Annotated in this window: 17 protein-coding genes; 8 read left to right on the top strand and 9 right to left on the bottom strand. The window is 72.2% G+C overall.

All coding sequences use genetic code 11. From position 1 onward, the window contains the following. Nucleotides 1–15 precede the first annotated feature (15 nt). The 4 genes from ACIQR3_RS13735 to ACIQR3_RS13720 all read right to left on the bottom strand — a co-directional run bounded on the left by ACIQR3_RS13735 (nucleotide 16) and on the right by ACIQR3_RS13720 (nucleotide 5,393). Entirely contained in the window at nucleotides 16–825 is an 810-nt protein-coding gene (locus ACIQR3_RS13735; RefSeq protein WP_403538066.1) for an endonuclease I family protein, read from the bottom strand. Between the two features lie 154 nt (nucleotides 826–979). After that, on the bottom strand, nucleotides 980–3,154 hold the full coding sequence (locus ACIQR3_RS13730) for an ArnT family glycosyltransferase (protein ID WP_403538065.1): 2,175 nt from the start codon (nucleotides 3,152–3,154) through the stop codon (nucleotides 980–982). Nucleotides 3,155–3,223: 69 nt separating this feature from the next. Beyond that, nucleotides 3,224–4,726: a sensor histidine kinase gene (locus ACIQR3_RS13725; RefSeq protein ID WP_403538064.1), complete on the bottom strand. Its 1,503-nt coding sequence runs from the start codon at nucleotides 4,724–4,726 to the stop codon at nucleotides 3,224–3,226. Next, on the bottom strand, nucleotides 4,713–5,393 hold the full coding sequence (locus ACIQR3_RS13720) for a response regulator transcription factor (protein WP_403538063.1): 681 nt from the start codon (nucleotides 5,391–5,393) through the stop codon (nucleotides 4,713–4,715). Before ACIQR3_RS13720 ends, ACIQR3_RS13725 begins: the two co-directional genes overlap by 14 nt. A 128-nt stretch (nucleotides 5,394–5,521) precedes the next feature. On the opposite strand from ACIQR3_RS13720, the gene ACIQR3_RS13715 reads away from it, so the two are divergent. Together ACIQR3_RS13715 and ACIQR3_RS13710 are read left to right on the top strand one after the other, a co-directional pair. Next, nucleotides 5,522–7,066 carry a hypothetical protein gene (locus ACIQR3_RS13715; protein ID WP_403538061.1) on the top strand — a complete coding sequence of 515 codons (1,545 nt, stop codon included), beginning with the start codon at nucleotides 5,522–5,524 and terminating at the stop codon, nucleotides 7,064–7,066. A gap of 77 nt (nucleotides 7,067–7,143) precedes the next feature. After that, nucleotides 7,144–7,629, top strand: a complete 486-nt coding sequence (locus ACIQR3_RS13710) for a GNAT family N-acetyltransferase (protein ID WP_403538440.1) — start codon at nucleotides 7,144–7,146, stop codon at nucleotides 7,627–7,629. Between the two features lie 17 nt (nucleotides 7,630–7,646). Here the strand turns inward: ACIQR3_RS13710 and ACIQR3_RS13705 are convergent, their stop codons facing one another. From ACIQR3_RS13705 to ACIQR3_RS13690, 4 genes are all read right to left on the bottom strand, one after another. After that, entirely contained in the window at nucleotides 7,647–7,874 is a 228-nt protein-coding gene (locus ACIQR3_RS13705; RefSeq protein ID WP_403538060.1) for a DUF397 domain-containing protein, read from the bottom strand. A 31-nt stretch (nucleotides 7,875–7,905) separates the two neighbouring features. After that, nucleotides 7,906–8,148, bottom strand: a complete 243-nt coding sequence (locus tag ACIQR3_RS13700; protein WP_403538059.1) for a DUF397 domain-containing protein — start codon at nucleotides 8,146–8,148, stop codon at nucleotides 7,906–7,908. 70 nt (nucleotides 8,149–8,218) lie between these two features. Beyond that, nucleotides 8,219–8,446, bottom strand: a complete 228-nt coding sequence (locus tag ACIQR3_RS13695; protein ID WP_403538057.1) for a DUF397 domain-containing protein — start codon at nucleotides 8,444–8,446, stop codon at nucleotides 8,219–8,221. Further along, entirely contained in the window at nucleotides 8,439–9,233 is a 795-nt protein-coding gene (locus ACIQR3_RS13690; protein WP_403538055.1) for a Scr1 family TA system antitoxin-like transcriptional regulator, read from the bottom strand. Before ACIQR3_RS13690 ends, ACIQR3_RS13695 begins: the two co-directional genes overlap by 8 nt. A gap of 159 nt (nucleotides 9,234–9,392) precedes the next feature. On the opposite strand from ACIQR3_RS13690, the gene ACIQR3_RS13685 reads away from it, so the two are divergent. Together ACIQR3_RS13685 and ACIQR3_RS13680 are read left to right on the top strand one after the other, a co-directional pair. Further along, nucleotides 9,393–9,620 carry a hypothetical protein gene (locus ACIQR3_RS13685; protein ID WP_403538053.1) on the top strand — a complete coding sequence of 76 codons (228 nt, stop codon included), beginning with the start codon at nucleotides 9,393–9,395 and terminating at the stop codon, nucleotides 9,618–9,620. Further along, nucleotides 9,617–9,898 carry a hypothetical protein gene (locus ACIQR3_RS13680; protein ID WP_403538051.1) on the top strand — a complete coding sequence of 94 codons (282 nt, stop codon included), beginning with the start codon at nucleotides 9,617–9,619 and terminating at the stop codon, nucleotides 9,896–9,898. Before ACIQR3_RS13685 ends, ACIQR3_RS13680 begins: the two co-directional genes overlap by 4 nt. Before the next feature lie 2 nt (nucleotides 9,899–9,900). On the opposite strand, the gene ACIQR3_RS13675 is transcribed toward ACIQR3_RS13680, so the two are convergent. Then, nucleotides 9,901–10,545: a dihydrofolate reductase family protein gene (locus ACIQR3_RS13675; RefSeq protein WP_403538050.1), complete on the bottom strand. Its 645-nt coding sequence runs from the start codon at nucleotides 10,543–10,545 to the stop codon at nucleotides 9,901–9,903. 143 nt (nucleotides 10,546–10,688) lie between these two features. On the opposite strand from ACIQR3_RS13675, the gene ACIQR3_RS13670 reads away from it, so the two are divergent. From ACIQR3_RS13670 to ACIQR3_RS13655, 4 genes are all read left to right on the top strand, one after another. After that, nucleotides 10,689–11,741, top strand: a complete 1,053-nt coding sequence (locus tag ACIQR3_RS13670; protein WP_403538048.1) for an esterase-like activity of phytase family protein — start codon at nucleotides 10,689–10,691, stop codon at nucleotides 11,739–11,741. 102 nt (nucleotides 11,742–11,843) lie between these two features. Further along, the gene (locus tag ACIQR3_RS13665) at nucleotides 11,844–15,575 is read left to right on the top strand and encodes an ABC transporter ATP-binding protein (protein WP_403538046.1); all 3,732 of its coding nucleotides are present in this window, start codon (nucleotides 11,844–11,846) and stop codon (nucleotides 15,573–15,575) included. 57 nt (nucleotides 15,576–15,632) lie between these two features. Further along, nucleotides 15,633–16,022, top strand: coding sequence for a hypothetical protein (locus tag ACIQR3_RS13660; protein WP_403538044.1), 390 nt, complete (start codon nucleotides 15,633–15,635; stop codon nucleotides 16,020–16,022). 53 nt (nucleotides 16,023–16,075) lie between these two features. Next, nucleotides 16,076–17,509, top strand: a complete 1,434-nt coding sequence (locus ACIQR3_RS13655) for a S28 family serine protease (protein ID WP_403538042.1) — start codon at nucleotides 16,076–16,078, stop codon at nucleotides 17,507–17,509. Nucleotides 17,510–17,518 lie beyond the last annotated feature (9 nt).

Below are 17,518 nucleotides of genomic sequence, written 5' to 3'. Positions count from 1 at the left end.
GGACCGGTCAGGCTCCTACCAGATCGCCTCGACCCACTCCGGGTGGTCGATGAACGGGTTGCGGTTGTGCTGGTAGGAGTCGTAGATGACCTGGTTGCGGTTCTCCTCGAAGGCGCTCGGCGGGTCCTCGTCGTTCCATGCCTTGAGGACGGAGAGCTTGCCGATGTAGGGGTTGCTGCCGTTGCCGACCTTCTCGTTGGGCTCCAGGTCGGCCCAGCCGTCGTCGCCCTCGTAGCGCACGGCCATGTAGAGGATCATGCGCGCCACGTCACCCTTGTCGGCGTCGCGCGGCTCGAAGGAGTCGGAGTCGACGAGGCTGCCGCCGCCGTTGCTCACGGTGGAGCCGCCGTTGTCGAAGTCCAGGTTGCCCCGGATGCTGTTGACCTGGACGTCGGCCGGGCGCAGATGGTGCAGGTCGGTGCCCGGACCGGTCGCCTCGCCGAAGTCGCCGTGGGACTTGGCCCAGGTGTGTTCGCGGTTCCAGTCGCCGACGTCACCGCCGTTGAGGGACTTGCTGCGGGAGACGCCGCTGTACAGCAGGATCACGTTGTTGCTGTTGTTCGGGTCCTGGTCGGTGGCCTTGAGGGCGTTCCAGACGGCGGAGTACGAGATCTTCGTCTGGGAGCTGATGATCGTGTGCAGCGAGGACTTCAGGCTGGTCCCCGTCTTGCCGATCGCGTTCTTGTAGTACGTCGTGTCGTAGTCCGTCGTCGTGGCCGTGGCCTCGGTCGCCGTCAGGGCGGGGGCGGCGAGGGCGGTGAGGACGGCGGCCGTGGCGAGGGCGACGGCCTTGCGGCGGCGTCCGGGAAGGCGTATCGCGAGCATGTGGGGTGTCCGATCTACGCGTGTTGCATGGATGGATACCCCGAGAGTGGCATGGACATGTAGGACGTGCGGTGTACATGACGTGTCGATCGCGTGACGACGGCCCCCGACCTGAGGGTCGGGGGCCGTACGGTCATCCGCTCGGCGGCGGCGGTCAGTTCACGTCGGACGCGTCCAGCCGGTAGACGCCCGAGGCGTCGTCGACGGCCGTGACCTCGGTGCCGTTCTTCTGCACCCACTCCGTGACCTCGGTGCTGAGCGACGAGTCGCCGCCCATGCCCCCGCCCATGCCGCCGCTGGAGATCTGGATGTAGTGCAACTGCCCGCTCTTCACCAGCTCCTTGAGCTTGGCGAGGGTCATGGCCTTGTCGCTGCCTGACCAGCCCCACATGGAGATGACCGGCTCACCGCTGCTGAGGATGAGCTGCGCGGCGCTCTGCGAGCTGGAGACGGCGAGCAGCCATGTGGCGCCGTCCTGGTGCTTCTTGAGGTAGGAGATCAGCTCGGTACTGGCACTGCCGCCCATGCCGCCGCCCATGCCTCCGCCGCCCGTCTGGCCGCCTGTCTGACCGCCCGTCTGGCCGCCCGTCTGGCCGTCGGCGCCGCTCGGGGGCGTGCCGCCCGCCTCAGCGGTATCACCGGGAGCCGTACCACTGGGAGCCGTACCGCCGCCCTGCGGCATCTCCCCACCGCCCGGCATCTCGCCGCCGCCGGGGAAACCGCCGGCCGCCTGGCCGCCCTGCTCGGAGCCGCCCGGCAGCTGACCGCCGGGGCCGCCGCCCTGGCCGCCGCCACCGCCCGGACCGCCCATGCCGCTGCCCGTCGTCGGACCGGCGGTCGGGTTGGTGCCGCCCATGCCGCCGCCCGAACCCGACGGCACCGACCAGGCGTACGCCGCCGGACCCGCCACCGAGGCGACCACGGCCGCGGCGACGGAGACCGCCAGCAGCCGGATGCGCCGGCCGGAGCGGAAGACCAGCAGACCGGCGATGGCCAGCGCCATCACCACCGCGATCGCCGGCCACAGCCAGGTGTTCCAGCCCGAGGCCCGGCGCAGCAGCACGACCGCCCAGACCCCGGTGACCCCGAGGGCCAGCGGCAGCACCCACACCCACCGCCGGTCGGCGCGGAAGGCGCGCAGCAGCATCACGCCGCCGCCCCCGCACAGCGCCGCGATGCCGGGGGCGAGCGCGGTCGTGTAGTACGGGTGCATGGTGCCCTCGGCCATGCTGAAGGTCAGGAAGTGCAGGGCCGTCCAGCCGCCCCACAGCACCAGCGCGGCCCGCGTGAGGTCGGTGCGCGGGGCCCGCCCGCACAGCACCAGACCGGCGACCAGCGCGATGCCCGCGAACGGCAGCAGCCAGGAGATCTGGCCGCCGAGCACGTCGTTGAACATCCGGCCGATCCCGGCGGTCCCGGCGAAACTGCCGCCGCCTCCGCCGCCTCCGCCGTTGCCCTCGCCGCCGAAGACCCGGCCGAGGCCGTTGTAGCCCATGATCAGGTCCCAGGCCGTGCCGTCCGTCGAACCGCCGATGTACGGCCGGTCGTCGGCGGGCACCAGGGAGACGGCCGCCGCCCACCAGAAACTGGCGACGGCGAGCGCGACCGCGGCCAGCACCAGGTTCCGCACCCGCTTCACCCAGCCGAGCCGGGAGGCGTACACGTACACCAGGAACACGGCGGGCAGGGCGATGTAGCCCTGGAGCATCTTGGTGTTGAAGGCGAGCCCGAAGCAGACCGCGGAGCCCAGCAGGGGCAGCAGCCGATCGGTACGCGTCGCCCGCAGCCCGAGGGCCGCGCCGCTCACCATCAGGAACACCAGCAGCGTGTCGGGGTTGTTGTCCCGGTTGATGGCGACGGTGATCGGGGTGAGGGCGAGCACCAGCGCGGCGACCGTCGCCGCGCCGTGGCCCCACACCCGCTTCACGGACGCGTGCAGGATCCAGATCGTCGCCAGCGCGGCCACGATCATCGGCGCCATCATCTGCCAGGTGCCGTATCCGAAGACGCGGCACGACAGGCCCATGACCATCAGCGCCAGGGGCGGCTTGTCGACGGTGAGGAAGTTCCCCGCGTCCAGCGAGCCGAAGAACCACGCCTTCCAGCTCTCCGTGCCGCTGAGCACGGCCGCGCTGTAGAAGCTGTTCAGGCCGGAGGAGGACAGGTTCCAGGAGTACAGCGCCGCCGCCAGGACGAGGATCGCCAGGAGGGCGGGCAGCGACCAGCGGGGCGGCGCGGCGGGCCCGTCGCCGGTCGGCGCGGCGGGTGCCGCGGCGGGCGCGGGGGCGGGCGCGGGGGCCGGGTGGAGTGGATCGGTGGCAGATGTCACCAGAACACCATCCCCGTGCGCGATGGGGGCGGACTGTCCGCTGCCTGGGAGCGGTCTGTGAATCGCGCGTCACGTCCCGGCCGGGGCGGGGGCGCGGGGGACGCGTAGCTCGAAGCAGGCTCCCAGGGTCCGGGGAGTGAGGGTGAGGGTGCCCCGGTGGCGGTGGGCCAGGTCGCGGGCGATGGCGAGGCCCAGGCCGGTGCCGCCGTGGTCGCGGGAGCGGGCGTCGTCGAGCCGGACGAAGCGTTCGAAGACGCGCTCGGCGTCCTCGGGGGGCACGCCCGGCCCGTCGTCGTGCACGGTGAGGACGACCCAGGCGTCCTGGTCGCGGACGGTGACCTGGACGCGGTGTGCGGCGTGGCGGGCGGCGTTGTCGAGGAGGTTGCGCAGCAGCCGTTCGTACTCGTCGGGGTTGCCGAGCGCGCACGCGGGGGCGGGGCTGTCGCAGGCGAGGGTCAACGGCCGTGCGGCGCGGGGGTACTGCTCGGTCAGCCGGGAGGCGAGGGCCGCCAGGTCGACGGTCTCGGGGTCGGCCGCGGGGGCGCGGGTGTCGAGGCGGGCGAGGAGCAGCAGGTCCTCGGCGAGGGCCTGGAGGCGGCGGGTCTGCCGTGCGGCGGTGGTGGCCGCGACGGGCCAGTCGGTGCGGTCCGGGTAGGCGAGCGCGACTTCCAGGCTGGCCAGCAGTGTGGTGAGGGGGCTGCGCAGTTCGTGCGCGGCGTCCGCGACGAAGCGGCGCTGCTGGGCGGCGGCGTCGTCGAGGCGTTGGAGGGTGGCGTTGATGGTGGTGGCGAGGGCGGTGATCTCGTGTCCCGCGGCGGGGACGGTGACGCGTTCGCGGGGGTCGCTCGCGGTGACCGAGGCGGTGAGGACGCGGATGGCCTCGACCGGCCGCAGCGCGACGCGGACGGTGAGGTAGGCGGCGCCGGCGATCAGTACGAGGCCGGCGAGCCCGGCCCGCAGCAGCAGGCCGTCGATGGTGCCGGTGATCGCCTCGGCCGTGTCCGGAAGCTGCACGACGTAGACCCGCAGCGTGGCGTCGGCGCCGACGCCCAGAGCGGCGGCCCTGTCCCTGCCCAGTTCACCGGCCCACAGGTCGTCGTACAGGACCGGGTAGGTCCCGCCGGCCAGGCCGGCACCGTTCCCGGGGGCGTGGCCGTGGTCGCGGCGCGCCGGTATGCGCAGGGGGCGGACCGCGTAGCCCCACGCGGCACCGGCCTGGGGCGGTGGGGCGGAGAGCGCGGCGGGGTCGGGCAGCACGTGGCGGGTGCCGGGAGCGACGTCGTCCAGGCCGCCGCCGGAGGCGACAGCGGTGCGCCGGCCGGTCGCGACGACCTCGTACGGCACGGCACTCCGCCGGCTGGGCACCGAGCCCTCCTTCAGCTGGTCGACGAGGGCGAGGAGGCTCTTGCGGGCCTGTTCCTCGGCGATCCGCGTGCTCTGGCGGTAGGCCTCGTGGTGCGCCCACCAGCCGATGCCGGCCAGGACGACGGCGGCGGCAAAGGCGGCGGCCAGGGCCGCGCGGGCCCGTACCGAACGCGGCCACCAGCGGCGTCGGGGCTCAGTCGCGTTCACGGTCGTCCACCAGCCGGTAGCCGGTGCCCCGTACGGTCTGCAGGGACTGCCGGCGGAACGCGGCGTCCACCTTCTTGCGGAGGGTGCTGACGCGCGCCTCCACCAGGTTGGGGTCCTGGGCCTCGTCGGGCCACGCGTGGTAGAGCAGATCCGTTTTGGAGACCGCTTGGCCCGCCCGGCGGGCCAGCAGTTCCAGCACGGCGAACTCCCGGGGGGTGAGGTCCACCCGGGTCCCGGCCCGGCGGCAGACCCGGCCGGCGACGTCCAGCGAGAGGTCGCCCACGGCCAGGACGGGCGGGGCGACCGTGGCGGCCCGCCTGACCAGGGCCCGCAGCCGTGCGACGAGCACCAGGTAGGAGAACGGCTTGGCCAGGTAGTCGTCGGCCCCCGTGTCCAGCGCCTCCGCCTGGTCCCACTCCCCGTCCTTGGCGGTGAGGACCAGGACGGGGGTCGCGTTGCCCTCCCTGCGCAACTGGGCGCAGACCTTGTAGCCGTTGAGCCCGGGCAGCATCAAGTCCAGGACGACGACGGCGTACTCGCCGGTCCGGGCCATCCACAGTCCCTGCCGGCCGTCATGGGCGAGGTCGACGCTGTACCCCTCGGCGGTCAGGCCGGTGTGCAGGGTGTGGGCGAGGTCCACCTCGTCCTCGACGACCAGGATGCGCATGCGGTGCAGCATCGCACAGCGCCGGACCGCCTTCCTGATCGTCCGGTCAGGTTCGGTCAGCGTCCGGTCAACGGGGTCCGGGCACGCTGGCGCGGTGTCATCGCCCCCGCGGAAAGGCCCCGTTGCCGATGTCCCTCGACGAACGTGCCCCCACCCTGGCCAGGACGGTTCCCCCTCCCGTACCCGTACCCGTACCCGTACCCGTACCCGTACCCGTCCGCAGGCCGTCACCGGGCCGGGCCGCGGCCGCTGTCGTCGTCGCGCCCCTGGTCCTCACCGTCGCTCTGGGGCTCTGGGGCATCCGCAGGCAGAACACCATGTGGGGGGACGAGTCCGTCACCTACCAGCTCGCGCACCGCGATCTCTCGCAGATATGGCGCACCGCCCAGCACATCGACCTGGTCCACGCCCTCTACTACGCCGTGATGCACGAGGTCTTCGGTCTCTTCGGCCCGGGGCTGCTGACGTTGCGGCTGCCGTCCGTGCTGGCCATGGCAGTGGCCGCGAGCGGAGTCGGGCTGCTGGGCCTGCGCCTGGCGGGCCCCCGCGCCGGGCTGCTGGCCGGGCTGGTGTTCCCGCTCCTTCCCCAGGTGCAGAAGTACGCGCAGGAAGGCCGCTCGTACGCCATGGTCTGCGCCCTGGTGACCTGGGCCACCTACGCGCTCGTCGTCAGCGTCCCGCACCGCGCCCGGTGGCGCTGGGCGGTCTACGGCGCCACCATGCTGCTGGCCTGCCTGCTCCACGAGTTCGCGGCCCTCGCCCTGGTCGCGCACGGCGTCACCCTGGTCGTCTCCCGTGTGCCGCGCCCGGTGCTGAGGGCGTGGAGCGTGACCGCCGCGGCTGTGGTGGCCGGGCTGTTGCCGCTGGCGGTCCGCAGCGCGGGGCAGTCGGGACAGGTGTCCTGGATCGGCGGACCGGTGCGGCTCCCCGAGTTCCTGGCCGTGGTGGTCGTGGGCCTGGCGTGTGCCCGGGGGCACCTGGGCCTGCGGGGGCCCGTGCGGCTGCCCGTGCTGGCTGTGCCGATTCTCGTGCTGCCGGGCCTCCTGCTGCTGGTCGCCTCACTGGTCAAGCCCCTGTTCGTCGACCGGTACGTGCTCTTCGGCAACGTCGGGACGGCCTTGCTGCTGGGCGCCTGGGTGGATCACTTCCACCGGCTGCGGCGGTCTTCCCGCGTCACGTGGATCGCGACGGTCGCCGTACTGGCCGCGTTCCTCCCGGCGAGCCCTTCGCTGAGGACACCCCAGAGCCGGAGCAACGACGTCACCGCCGTCGCCGCCGCCGTGCGCGAGGCCGGCCGTCCCGGTGACGGGCTGCTCTATCTTCCCGGCCGGCACCGGATGTGGACCGGGGCACATCCCGAGGACACCCGGTCCCTGACGGATCTGGCCCTGGCGCAGGACCCCGTGTCGTCGCACACCCTGGAGGGCGTCGAGCTTCCGGCCCGGGACATAGCGGCACGCATGCTGGACTTCGACCGGATCGTCGTGGTCCGCGACCCGGCGGGCGCGCACCCGCCGGCCGGCCCGCGGGAGGAAGCGAAGACGAGCACCCTGCGGCGCCACTTCCGCGAGCACGGGACGACCCGGGTCAACGGCGGTCGAGTCACCGTCTACGTCCGGGACCACGGCGTCGGTGGACGTTCTCCGGGTCGGTCGGCGAGCATGCGCGGGTGACAGATGATGCTGACGACCGTGGCCTGTCCGTGCGGAGCCCGAAGCGGGTCCGCTTCGCGGAGTTGTCCGGCGAGGCGATGTCCGCCCTGCTCGACGGCGACCTGTCCGAGGCGGGCAGGCTGGCCGGGGTCCCGCTGACGGACTACTTCCTGACCGACAGGGCGCGGTGGCTGTGGCGGTACCGGCTCGGCCAGATGGCCGCCGATCCGCGCCGTGCGCGGTGGATGGTGCGGCAGGCGGTCATCGGCGACGGGGGCCTCGTCGTCGGACACGCCGGGTTCCACGGACCGCCCGACGAGGCCGGCATGGTCGAGATCGGCTACTCCGTCGCCCCCCGCTTCCGCCGCCAGGGATACGCCCGTTCCACGCTGGTCGAGCTGCTGCGCAGGGCGGCGGCCGAGACGACGGTGACGACCGTACGGGCGGCGATCAGCCCCGACAACACGGCCTCCCTGGCCACGATCGCGGGCTTCGGCTTCGTCGAAACCGGAGAACAGTGGGACGAGGAGGACGGCCGCGAACTCGTCTTCGAGGTCCCTGCCCGCCGGTTCCGATCCGCTTGATGCCGGTGCCTGCGGCGCTACTGGGGCTTGGGCAACCGCCCGCCTGTCACGGCCCCGACGAACGCCGTCCATTCCGAGGGCCGGAAGACCAGGGCGGGGCCGTCGGCCACCTTGGAGTCCCGCACGGGGACGCCGCCGTCCCAGCCGTCCAGTACTTCGAGGCAACTCCCGGCGGTGGAATCGCTGTAGGAGGACTTCCGCCACCCCTTCAGCGCCGTTGCGTTCCGCGTCGTCTTGTCAGTCATGGCGTGCATGCTCCTTTGCGGTCGACTGTGCCTACCTGCGCCTGGGCGGGTGCTGAGCGGGCAGCCCCCCGTCCCTCACGGCCCCGACGAACGCCGTCCACTGCGACGGCCGGAAGACCAGGGCGGGCCCGTCAGGCACCTTGGAGTCCCGCACGGGGACGCCGCCGTCCCAGCCGTCGACGACCTCCAGGCAGCTCCCGGCGCTGTCGTCGCTGTAGGAGGACTTCCGCCACCCCTTCAGTGCCGTTGCGTTCCGCGTCGTCTTGTCAGTCATGGCGTGCATGCTCCTTTGCGGTCGACCGTGCCTGCCTGTGCCTGGGCGGGCATCAACTGCTGACCCGCCTTTACTGCTGAGCGGGCAGCCCCCCGTCCCTCACGGCCCCGACGAACGCCGTCCACTGCGACGGCCGGAAGACCAGGGCGGGCCCGTCAGGCACCTTGGAGTCCCGCACGGGGACGCCGCCGTCCCAGCCGTCCAGTACTTCGAGGCAACTCCCGGCCTGATCATTGCTGTAGGAGGACTTGCGCCAGCCCTCCAGCCTCCCGGCCGCGCGTACGGTTACGTCAGTCATGGCGTCCATAATCCCTTGCGGTCGCCCTAAGTAAAGCGAGCGTCTCCCTGAGCGGCAGCGCGTTGCCCAGTGTGAAGTCGAAGCGGTGCTGTAGTTCCTGCACCACCGACGGGGCATCGTGCAGCTTGCCCATGTACAGGCCCTCCCCGTAGGCCACCGGTGGCTGGTCTTTGAACCACATCAGCGTGAGCATGTTGTTGAGAAGGGGATGTCCGCCTGTGGTGAACGGCACGACATGCAGCTGAATTCGTCCGGCCTCCGCGAGTTGAACCAGATGGCCGATCTGTTCCGCCATGACGTCCGGCCCACCGATGCGACGGTGGAGGACCGACTCGTCGAGCAGCGCCCACACTGCGGGCGTGAGGGGGTCGTCAAGGATCTTCGCGCGCTGAAGGCGAGTGACAACGCGCTTGTCACACTCTTCCGTGCTCACTCGGGGGAAGGACCTGTCCAGAACCGCACGCGCGTACCGCTCGGTCTGGAGAATGCCCGGGACGAACGACAGGGCGAACTCCCGGATCATCACCGCCTGTTGTTCGAGCAGCCGCACCGCCTCGAAGTAGTCGGCGACCGCCGGTTCCTCGCCCGGCAGAAAGGTGCTCAGCACATTTCCCGTGTTGAGGACCGCGTCAAGGCGCTGCGCGTCCTGCAGTGAAGGCATGCGACGACCCGCCTCGATATGCGCGATGTGCGACCGCGTCATCAGGGCCAGGTCGGCCAGTTGCTGCTGCGTCAGCCCGGCCGCCTCCCGCTGCTGCCTGAGCCAGTTGCCGTAGGTGTTGCTCATCCGTGCGACCCCCGCGTGACGAAGGAACCGGCACATCCGTCCCTCTGGCGAGCCTAGCCGCGACCACTCCACTCTGTGAGGGCTTCGCTACACAAAGCGAACCCCCGTGACCGTCGCACCGGCCCGGGGGCATGGCCACCGACCGACCTCACGGAGCCGATGAACGTGCGTCACCGTACCGCCCGCCGGGCCTGGCTGCCCCTGCTTCTGCTGCTCGACCTCCTCCTCCCCGCCACCGGACGGCGCCGCCGCCGACGGCGCCCCGCACCCGCGACGTACGCCCCCGCCCCCGTCCCACCCCGGCCCCGCCCCGCGGAACCGCTCCTGCGCGGCGAGGACAACGCCCTGGTCCGCCCCTACCTGAAGGCCCTGGAGGCGGTCCGATGACCGACAGCCCCGGTACGCCCCGCCGCCTGCCCTGGACCGGCCCCGACGGCAAGCCCGCCTACCTGCTGACCGACGGGACCGGACCCCTGTCCCGGCTCGTCGACGCCGTCGACGCGCAGCAACTGGAGATGGCGGGGCGGTTGCTCGACCACGCCGCCGACATCCTGGACGACCACAGCGCGACCAGCGACCAGCTCCGCTACCTGCTGACGTGCATGTACGACGCGCTGACCGACGTACGCCGCATCGCGGAGCACCGGCGCGGAGCGGACCGCTGACCTCATCTCCGCCAGAACAGGTGGTGCGTCACGCCGCTCGGACTCGGCACCACCTCCAGGTGGTACCGGTCGAGCAGGTCCTCGGGGGAGTCCCACAGGCGCAGGCCGGAGCCGAGTTCCACCGGTGAGACGGCCACGTGCAGCGTGTCGACGAGACCGGCCGCCAGGAACTCCCGCACGGTGGTGACCCCGCCGCCGAGCCGGACGTCCTGGCCCCGCGCGGCCTGCCGGGCCCGTTCCAGGACGGCGGCCGGGTCGCCGGCCACGAAGTGGAACGTGGTGTCGGAGAGGGTGATGGAGGGGCGTTCGTGGTGGGTCAGGACGAACACCGGAGTGTGGAACGGCGGCTCGTCGCCCCACCAGCCCTGCCAGTCCAGGTCGGTCCACGGCCCGCGCTGGGGGCCGAACTTGTTGCGGCCCATGATCTCGGCGCCGATGTTCCGTGCGAAGTCCCGGGTGAAGCAGTCGTCCAGGCCGCGGCTGCCCCCGGGATCGGTACGCATCGGCCAGCTCGCCGTGGCACCGGCCCAGGAGAACAGCCGCTCGGCCCCGGGCAGCCCGAACGGGTTCTCCAGGCTCTGCCGTTCCCCGGCGGCGATCCCGTCGGCCGAGACGTTGAAGTTCATGACTCTGAGCAGCTGGCTCATCCGTTCTCCTCCGGTTCCGCGCGCCCGTGCGCGCCCCTGGTGCCACCACCCGTACGTCGAACGGCGGCGCACCGGATCGACAACGGCCCACAAGTTTCTTTTCGCGCCCACCCGACGTCACCCGACCGCCGTACCGTGCCGCCATGCACTCGAAGACTCTGCGCACCGCGCTCGCCACCGTCACCGCCGGCCTGGCCGCCGCCACCTGCCTCACGGCCGCCGGACCCGCCGCCGCAGCACCCGCGGCGTCCGGCATCGCGGCGCGGAACGCCTGCTCGTCCTCCGTGGCCATCGACGGCTTCTCCGACGCCCTCGACAAGACGACCTACGAGGGCACCTACGTCGGCAACTTCTCCGCGCTGGCCACCGACCGCCACGGCACGATCGCCGCGCTGTCCGACCGGTCCTCCCTCTTCCGGCTGGACGAGGACACCCTCCGGCCGACGTCCGTCGTCGCGCTCGCCGACGAGAGCGGTGCCGCGCTGGACAGCGAGGGACTCGTCGTCGACAAGGACGGCACGTACCTCGTCTCCTCCGAGACGGAGCCGTCGGTCCGCCGCTACTCCCGTACCGGCGAGATCCTCGGCACCCTCCCCGTGCCGGACGCGCTGCGCACGACGCCGACGGGGCGGGGGCAGTCCAACGGGACGTTCGAGGCGCTCACCCTGCTGCCGGACGGCCGGACCCTGGTCGCGTCGATGGAGTACGCCCTCTCCGGCGACGACACGAACCTGGTCCGGGTCCAGACCTGGCAGCGGAAGAAGGGCGGCGGGTTCCGGCTGGGCGCGCAGTACGCCTACCAGGTCGACGCCGGTCTCGGGGTGCCCGAGGTCACCGCGACGCCGGACGGGCGGCTGCTGGTGCTGGAGCGCGGCTTCACCTCCGGGGTCGGCAACACCGTCCGCCTGTACCTGGCGGACGCGCGCCGCGCCACGGACGTCAGCGGGACCGAGACGCTGACCGCCGGGCAGCGCGGCCTGCGGACGGTGAAGAAGACCCTGCTGGCCGACATCGCTGCCTGCCCCTCCCTCGGCGCCACCGCCAAGCAGCCCCAGCCCAACCCGCTCCTCGACAACATCGAGGGCATGGCGGTCACCGGCCGCGCCAAGGGCCGTCTCGACGTGCTCCTGGTCAGCGACGACAACCAGAACGCCACCCAGACCACCCGCTTCTACCGCTTCCGCGTCCGGGTCTGACCGGCACGGGACAACCGGGCACGGAATTGTTACGGCGGGATGAAATCCCGCCCGGTCCGCGTTGGTGCCTTCCGGCAGATCAGGACAACCGGAAGGCACGGCGTGGACGCGCGACGGGGATGGGCACGACGACTGGCGGGCTATGCCTGGCGCTACCCCAAGGACGTCGTGCTGGCCCTCGGCGCCTCGCTGGGCGGCATGGCCGTCATGGCGCTGGTCCCGCTGATCACCAAGGTGATCATCGACGACGTCATCGGGGACAAGAGCAGGTCCATGGCCACCTGGGCCGGACTGCTGGTCGGCGCGGCGGTCGTCGTCTACGGGCTGACCTTCCTGCGCCGCTACTACGGCGGGCGGCTCGCCCTGGACGTCCAGCACGACCTGCGGACGGACATGTACGACGCCATCACCCGGCTGGACGGACGGCGGCAGGACGAGCTGTCCACCGGGCAGGTGGTCGGGCGGGCGACCAGTGACCTCCAGCTGATCCAGAGCCTGCTGTTCATGCTGCCGATGACCATCGGGAACGTGCTGCTGTTCCTGATCTCCCTGGTGATCATGGCGTGGCTGTCGCCGCCGCTCACCCTGGTCGCGCTCGCGGTCGCGCCGGCGCTGTGGTTCATCGCCCGCCGCAGCCGCTCCCGCCTGCACCCGGCCACCTGGTACGCGCAGGCCCAGGCGGCGGCCGTCGCGGGCGTGGTCGACGGCGCCGTCAGCGGCGTACGCGTGGTGAAAGGTTTCGGGCAGGAGGAGCAGGAGACCGGGAAGCTGCGGCGGATCGGGCGGAAGCTGTTCGCGGCGCGGCTGCGGACCGTCCGGCTGAACGCCGCCTACACCCCGGCCCTCCAGGCGGTCCCCGCCCTCGGCCAGGTCGCCATGCTGGCCCTCGGCGGCTGGCTCGCCGTGCACGGGCACATCACGCTGGGCACCTTCGTCGCCTTCTCCACCTACCTCGCCCAGCTCGTCGGCCCGGTCCGGATGCTCGCCATGGTCCTCACCGTCGCCCAGCAGGCCCGCGCCGGCACCGAACGCGTCCTGGAGCTGATCGACACCGAGCCGGTGATCGAGGACGGCACCCTGGAGCTGCCGGCCGACGCGCCGGCGACCGTCGAGTTCGATGGTGTCTCGTTCGGGTATGACACCGCCTCCGGCACACACAGTCCCGTGCTCGACGGGCTCTCCTTCGAGATCCGGGCCGGCGAGACCCTCGCCGTCGTCGGCGCCTCCGGCTCCGGCAAGTCCACCGTCTCCCTCCTCCTGCCGCGCTTCTACGACGTGACCCGCGGCGCCGTCCTCGTCGGCGGGCACGACGTCCGCGAGCTGACCCTGCGGTCGCTGCGGGCCGCGATCGCGCCGGTCCCGGAGGACTCGTTCCTCTTCTCCGACACCGTCCGCGCCAACATCGCCTACGGCCGCCCCGACGCGACCGACGAGGAGATCGAGGCCGCGGCCCGCGCCGCGCAGGCCGACGGGTTCATCCGCGAGCTGCCCGACGGGTACGACACCACCGTCGGCGAGCACGGCCTCACCCTCTCCGGCGGCCAGCGCCAGCGCGTCGCGCTCGCCCGCGCGCTGCTCACCGACCCCCGGCTGCTGGTCCTGGACGACGCCACCTCCGCCGTCGACGCCCGCGTGGAGCACGAGATCCACGAGGCGCTGCGGGAGGCCATGCACGGCCGGACCACGCTGCTGATCGCGCACCGCCGCTCCACCCTGAACCTCGCCGACCGCATCGCCGTCCTCGACGCCGGCCGCCTCGCCGACATCGGCACCCACGAGGAACTCCAGCAGCGCTGCGCCCTCTACCGGCGGCTGCTGACCGACCCCGACGAGCTGGGCGCCGTCTCGCCCGGCCACACCGTCCGCTCCGCCGGACCGGTCGAGGACACCTCGGTACGCGACGAACTGGACGCCGAGTTCGACGCCGAACGCGGCATCACCCCCCGCCTGTGGACGGGGGAGCGCGAACCGCGCGACGCCGCCCTCGCCGGCACCCCGGCCACCCCCGGACTGCTCGCCCAGGTCGAGGCGCTCCCGCCCGCCACCGGCACTCCGGACATCGACGAGGAGCAGGCGGTCCGGCCCGAGGAGTCCTACGGGCTGCGCCGCCTGCTGCGCGGCTTCGGCCGCCCCCTGCTGATCAGCCTCGCGCTGGTCGCCGTCGACGCCGGCATGGGCCTGCTGCTGCCGGTCCTCATCCGGCACGGCATCGACGACGGCGTCACCCGGCTCGCCCTCGGCGCGGTCTGGGCCGCCTCGCTGCTCGGCCTGCTCGCCGTACTGGCGCAGTGGTGCGCGCAGAGCGCCGAGATCCGGATGACCGGACGGACGGGTGAGCGGGTCCTGTACGCGCTGCGCCTGAAGATCTTCGCCCAGCTCCAGCGCCTCGGCCTCGACTACTACGAGCGTGAGCTGACCGGCCGGATCATGACCCGGATGACGACGGACGTGGACGCGCTGTCGACGTTCCTCCAGACCGGGCTGGTCACCGCGTTCGTGTCCGTCGTCACCTTCTTCGGCATCATGGTCGTCCTGCTGGCCCTCGACCTCCAGCTCGCCCTGGTCGTCTTCGCGACCCTGCCGCTGCTGGTCGTCGGCACGTTCTTCTTCCGCCGGGCGAGCGTGAAGGCGTACGAGCTGGCCCGTGAGCGGGTCTCCGTGGTCAACGCCGATCTCCAGGAGACGGTGGCGGGACTGCGGATCGTGCAGGCGTTCGGGCGGGAGCGGGACGGCGGGCGGCGGTTCGCCGAGCGCAGCCGCGGCTACCGGCAGGCACGGGTGCGGGGGCAGCTGCTGATCTCCGTCTACTTCCCGTTCGTCCAGCTGCTGGCGTCGGCCGCCGCGGCGGCCGTGCTCGTCGTCGGCGGCGGGCGGATCGACGACGCGACCCTGACCACCGGCGCGCTGGTGGCGTACCTGCTCTACATCGACCTGTTCTTCGCCCCCGTGCAGCAGCTCTCCCAGGTCTTCGACGGCTACCAGCAGGCCTCCGTCTCGCTGGGCCGCATCCAGGAACTGCTGCGCGTCCCGACCTCGACGAAGGCCGCCGAGCAGCCCCTCGACGTGCCGTCGCTGCGGGGCGAGATCGCCTTCGAGGGCGTGCGCTTCGCCTACGGCGCGGAGGAAGAGGCCATCGGCGGCGTGGACCTGCGCATCCCGGCCGGGCAGACCGTCGCCTTCGTCGGCGAGACCGGCGCCGGCAAGTCGACGCTGGTCAAGCTGGTGGCCCGGTTCTACGACCCGACCGGCGGACGGGTCACCGTCGACGGGCACGACCTGCGTGACCTCGACCTGGCCGCCTACCGGCACCGCCTCGGCGTCGTCCCGCAGGAGGCGTACCTCTTCCCGGGCACCGTCCGGGACGCCATCGCCTACGGCCGCCCCGACGCCACCGACGCCGAGGTGGAGGCGGCGGCCCGCGCGGTCGGCGCCCACGAGATGATCGCCACCCTCGACGGCGGCTACCTCCACGAGGTCGCCGAACGCGGCCGCAACCTCTCCGCCGGGCAGCGCCAGCTGATCGCGCTGGCCCGCGCCGAACTCGTCGACCCCGACATCCTGCTCCTCGACGAGGCGACCGCCGCCCTCGACCTGGCCACCGAGGCCCAGGTCGACCAGGCCGCCGACCGGATCGCCGGACGGCGCACGACCCTCGTCGTCGCGCACCGGCTGACCACGGCCGCCCGCGCCGACCGGGTCGTGGTGATGCACGGCGGCCGGGTCGCCGAGGACGGCACCCACGAGGAACTCCTCGCCCGCGGCGGACGGTACGCCCGGCTGTGGCGGGCCTTCGTCGGCGCCACCGAGCCGGAGGAACCGGTCGGGGTCGCCTGAACGTCGTACACCCGTACGTCAGTGAGGGTCATACGGAGTCGTACAGAGGGGACGGCCATGGGCAAGGGCCCTGGTATACGCAGACGGCTGGCGCTCGGCACGGCGGTACTGACCGCGGCCGGACTCCTCACCGTCGCCGCACCGCAGGAGGCCCGGGCGGCGGCCCCCTGCCCGGGCCGCAAGGTCCGCACGCTCCCGTTCGCCACCGGCTCCGCCGTCGTCTACAAGCGCAGCGGATACGTCTGCGCCGTCACCCTCCCGAAGAAACCCGGCACCAAGCGCGCGATGTCGGTGAGTCTGCGGGCGCGCGGCGGCCGGCCGGTCGTCGACGAGGGGCGGTACGCCTACCGGGCCGGGCCCGTGACGGTGTACGCCGGGCAGCGCTGCGTGTGGGTGAAGGGCAAGGTGGGGTCCAAGTCGGTCAGCTCGGGCTGGATCCTGTGCTGAGACACAGGCTTCTGCTAGCTTCCGGCGGACGTCAGTTACCCAGGGGAGGGTGCATGCGCAAGGCGCTCAGATGGCTGCTGGCGCTGGCGGTGCTCATAGGCACCGTCAGTACGGCCCAGGCGGCCACCGCCGCCCAGCCGGAAGCCACGGCCTCCGCCGACATCAAGGACAGACTCCTGTCCGTACCGGGGATGAGCCTGATCGAGGAGAAGCCGTACCCCGGCTACCGCTTCTTCGTCCTGAACTACACCCAGCCGGTCGACCACCGGCACCCGTCCAAGGGCACCTTCCAGCAGCGGATCACCGTGCTGCACAAGGACACCGCCCGCCCGACGGTCTTCTACACGGGCGGCTACAGCGTCTCCACCACGCCCAGCCGCCGCGAGCCGACCCAGATCGTGGACGGCAACCAGGTCTCCATGGAGTACCGCTACTTCACCCCGTCCCGGCCCGAGCCGGCCGACTGGTCCAAGCTGGACATCTGGCAGGCCGCCGGCGACCAGCACCGCATCTTCAAGGCCCTGAAGAAGATCTACTCCCAGAACTGGATCTCCACGGGCGGCTCCAAGGGCGGCATGACCGCCACCTACTACGAGCGCTTCTACCCGCGCGACATGGACGGCGTCGTCGCCTACGTCGCCCCCAACGACGTGGTGAACGGCGAGGACTCGGCGTACGACCGGTTCTTCGAGACGGTCGGCACGGCGGAGTGCCGCGCCCGGCTGAACGGCGTGCAGCGCGAGGCACTGGTGCGCCGGGCCCCGCTGGAGGAGAAGTACGAGGCCTACGCCGCCGAGAACGGCTACACCTTCGACACCATCGGCAGCCTGGACCGGGCCTATGAGGCGGTCGTCCTGGACTACGTCTGGGGGTTCTGGCAGTACAGCACCCTCGCCGACTGCGCCGACATCCCGGCGGACGCCAAGAACGCCACCGACGACGAGATCTGGACCTCCGTCGACACGATCTCCGGCTTCTCCTTCTACACCGACCAGGGCCTGGCCCCGTACACGCCGTACTACTACCAGGCGGGCACCCAGCTCGGCGCGCCCACCATCCACTTCCCGCACATCGAGAAGAAGTACATCCGCTACGGCTACCAGCCGCCGCGCAACTTCGTGCCCCGGGACATCCCGATGCGGTTTCAGCCGTTCGTGATGGACGACGTGGACGCGTGGGTCGAGCGCAACGCCGACCAGATGCTGTTCGTGTACGGCGAGAACGACCCGTGGGGCGCCGAGCCGTTCCGGCTGGGCCGCGGCGCGCGTGACTCGTACGTCTACACGGCTCCCGGCATGAACCACGGCGCCAACGTCGCCGGACTCGTCGCCGACGAGAAGGCGGCGGCCACGGCCCGCATCCTCGACTGGGCCGGTGTCGCCCCGGCGTCCGTGCGGGCCGACCCGTCGGCGGCGAAGCCGCTGGCGACGTTCGACGCCCGCCTCGACCGCCGGGACGTCGAACGCGAGCCCGCACTGCGCCCGTGACGCGGTAGG

Source organism: Streptomyces sp. NPDC090994, assembly GCF_044768905.1.
Taxonomy (GTDB): Bacteria; Actinomycetota; Actinomycetes; order Streptomycetales; family Streptomycetaceae; genus Streptomyces.
Note: the sequence above shows the minus strand (reverse complement) of the source record. Positions and strands in the feature narration are given on the sequence as shown.

Excerpts from the sequence above, each read along its gene's own strand:
- ACIQR3_RS13735 (WP_403538066.1), bottom strand. The coding sequence starts at position 825 with ATGCTCGCGATACGCCTTCCCGGACGCCGCCGCAAGGCCGTCGCCCTC.
- ACIQR3_RS13720 (WP_403538063.1), bottom strand. The coding sequence starts at position 5,393 with ATGCGCATCCTGGTCGTCGAGGACGAGGTGGACCTCGCCCACACCCTG.
- ACIQR3_RS13715 (WP_403538061.1), top strand. The coding sequence starts at position 5,522 with ATGTCCCTCGACGAACGTGCCCCCACCCTGGCCAGGACGGTTCCCCCT.
- ACIQR3_RS13710 (WP_403538440.1), top strand. The coding sequence starts at position 7,144 with ATGTCCGCCCTGCTCGACGGCGACCTGTCCGAGGCGGGCAGGCTGGCC.
- ACIQR3_RS13705 (WP_403538060.1), bottom strand. The coding sequence starts at position 7,874 with ATGACTGACAAGACGACGCGGAACGCAACGGCGCTGAAGGGGTGGCGG.
- ACIQR3_RS13700 (WP_403538059.1), bottom strand. The coding sequence starts at position 8,148 with ATGACTGACAAGACGACGCGGAACGCAACGGCACTGAAGGGGTGGCGG.
- ACIQR3_RS13695 (WP_403538057.1), bottom strand. The coding sequence starts at position 8,446 with ATGACTGACGTAACCGTACGCGCGGCCGGGAGGCTGGAGGGCTGGCGC.
- ACIQR3_RS13690 (WP_403538055.1), bottom strand. The coding sequence starts at position 9,233 with ATGAGCAACACCTACGGCAACTGGCTCAGGCAGCAGCGGGAGGCGGCC.
- ACIQR3_RS13685 (WP_403538053.1), top strand. The coding sequence starts at position 9,393 with ATGAACGTGCGTCACCGTACCGCCCGCCGGGCCTGGCTGCCCCTGCTT.
- ACIQR3_RS13680 (WP_403538051.1), top strand. The coding sequence starts at position 9,617 with ATGACCGACAGCCCCGGTACGCCCCGCCGCCTGCCCTGGACCGGCCCC.
- ACIQR3_RS13675 (WP_403538050.1), bottom strand. The coding sequence starts at position 10,545 with ATGAGCCAGCTGCTCAGAGTCATGAACTTCAACGTCTCGGCCGACGGG.
- ACIQR3_RS13670 (WP_403538048.1), top strand. The coding sequence starts at position 10,689 with ATGCACTCGAAGACTCTGCGCACCGCGCTCGCCACCGTCACCGCCGGC.
- ACIQR3_RS13660 (WP_403538044.1), top strand. The coding sequence starts at position 15,633 with ATGGGCAAGGGCCCTGGTATACGCAGACGGCTGGCGCTCGGCACGGCG.
- ACIQR3_RS13655 (WP_403538042.1), top strand. The coding sequence starts at position 16,076 with ATGCGCAAGGCGCTCAGATGGCTGCTGGCGCTGGCGGTGCTCATAGGC.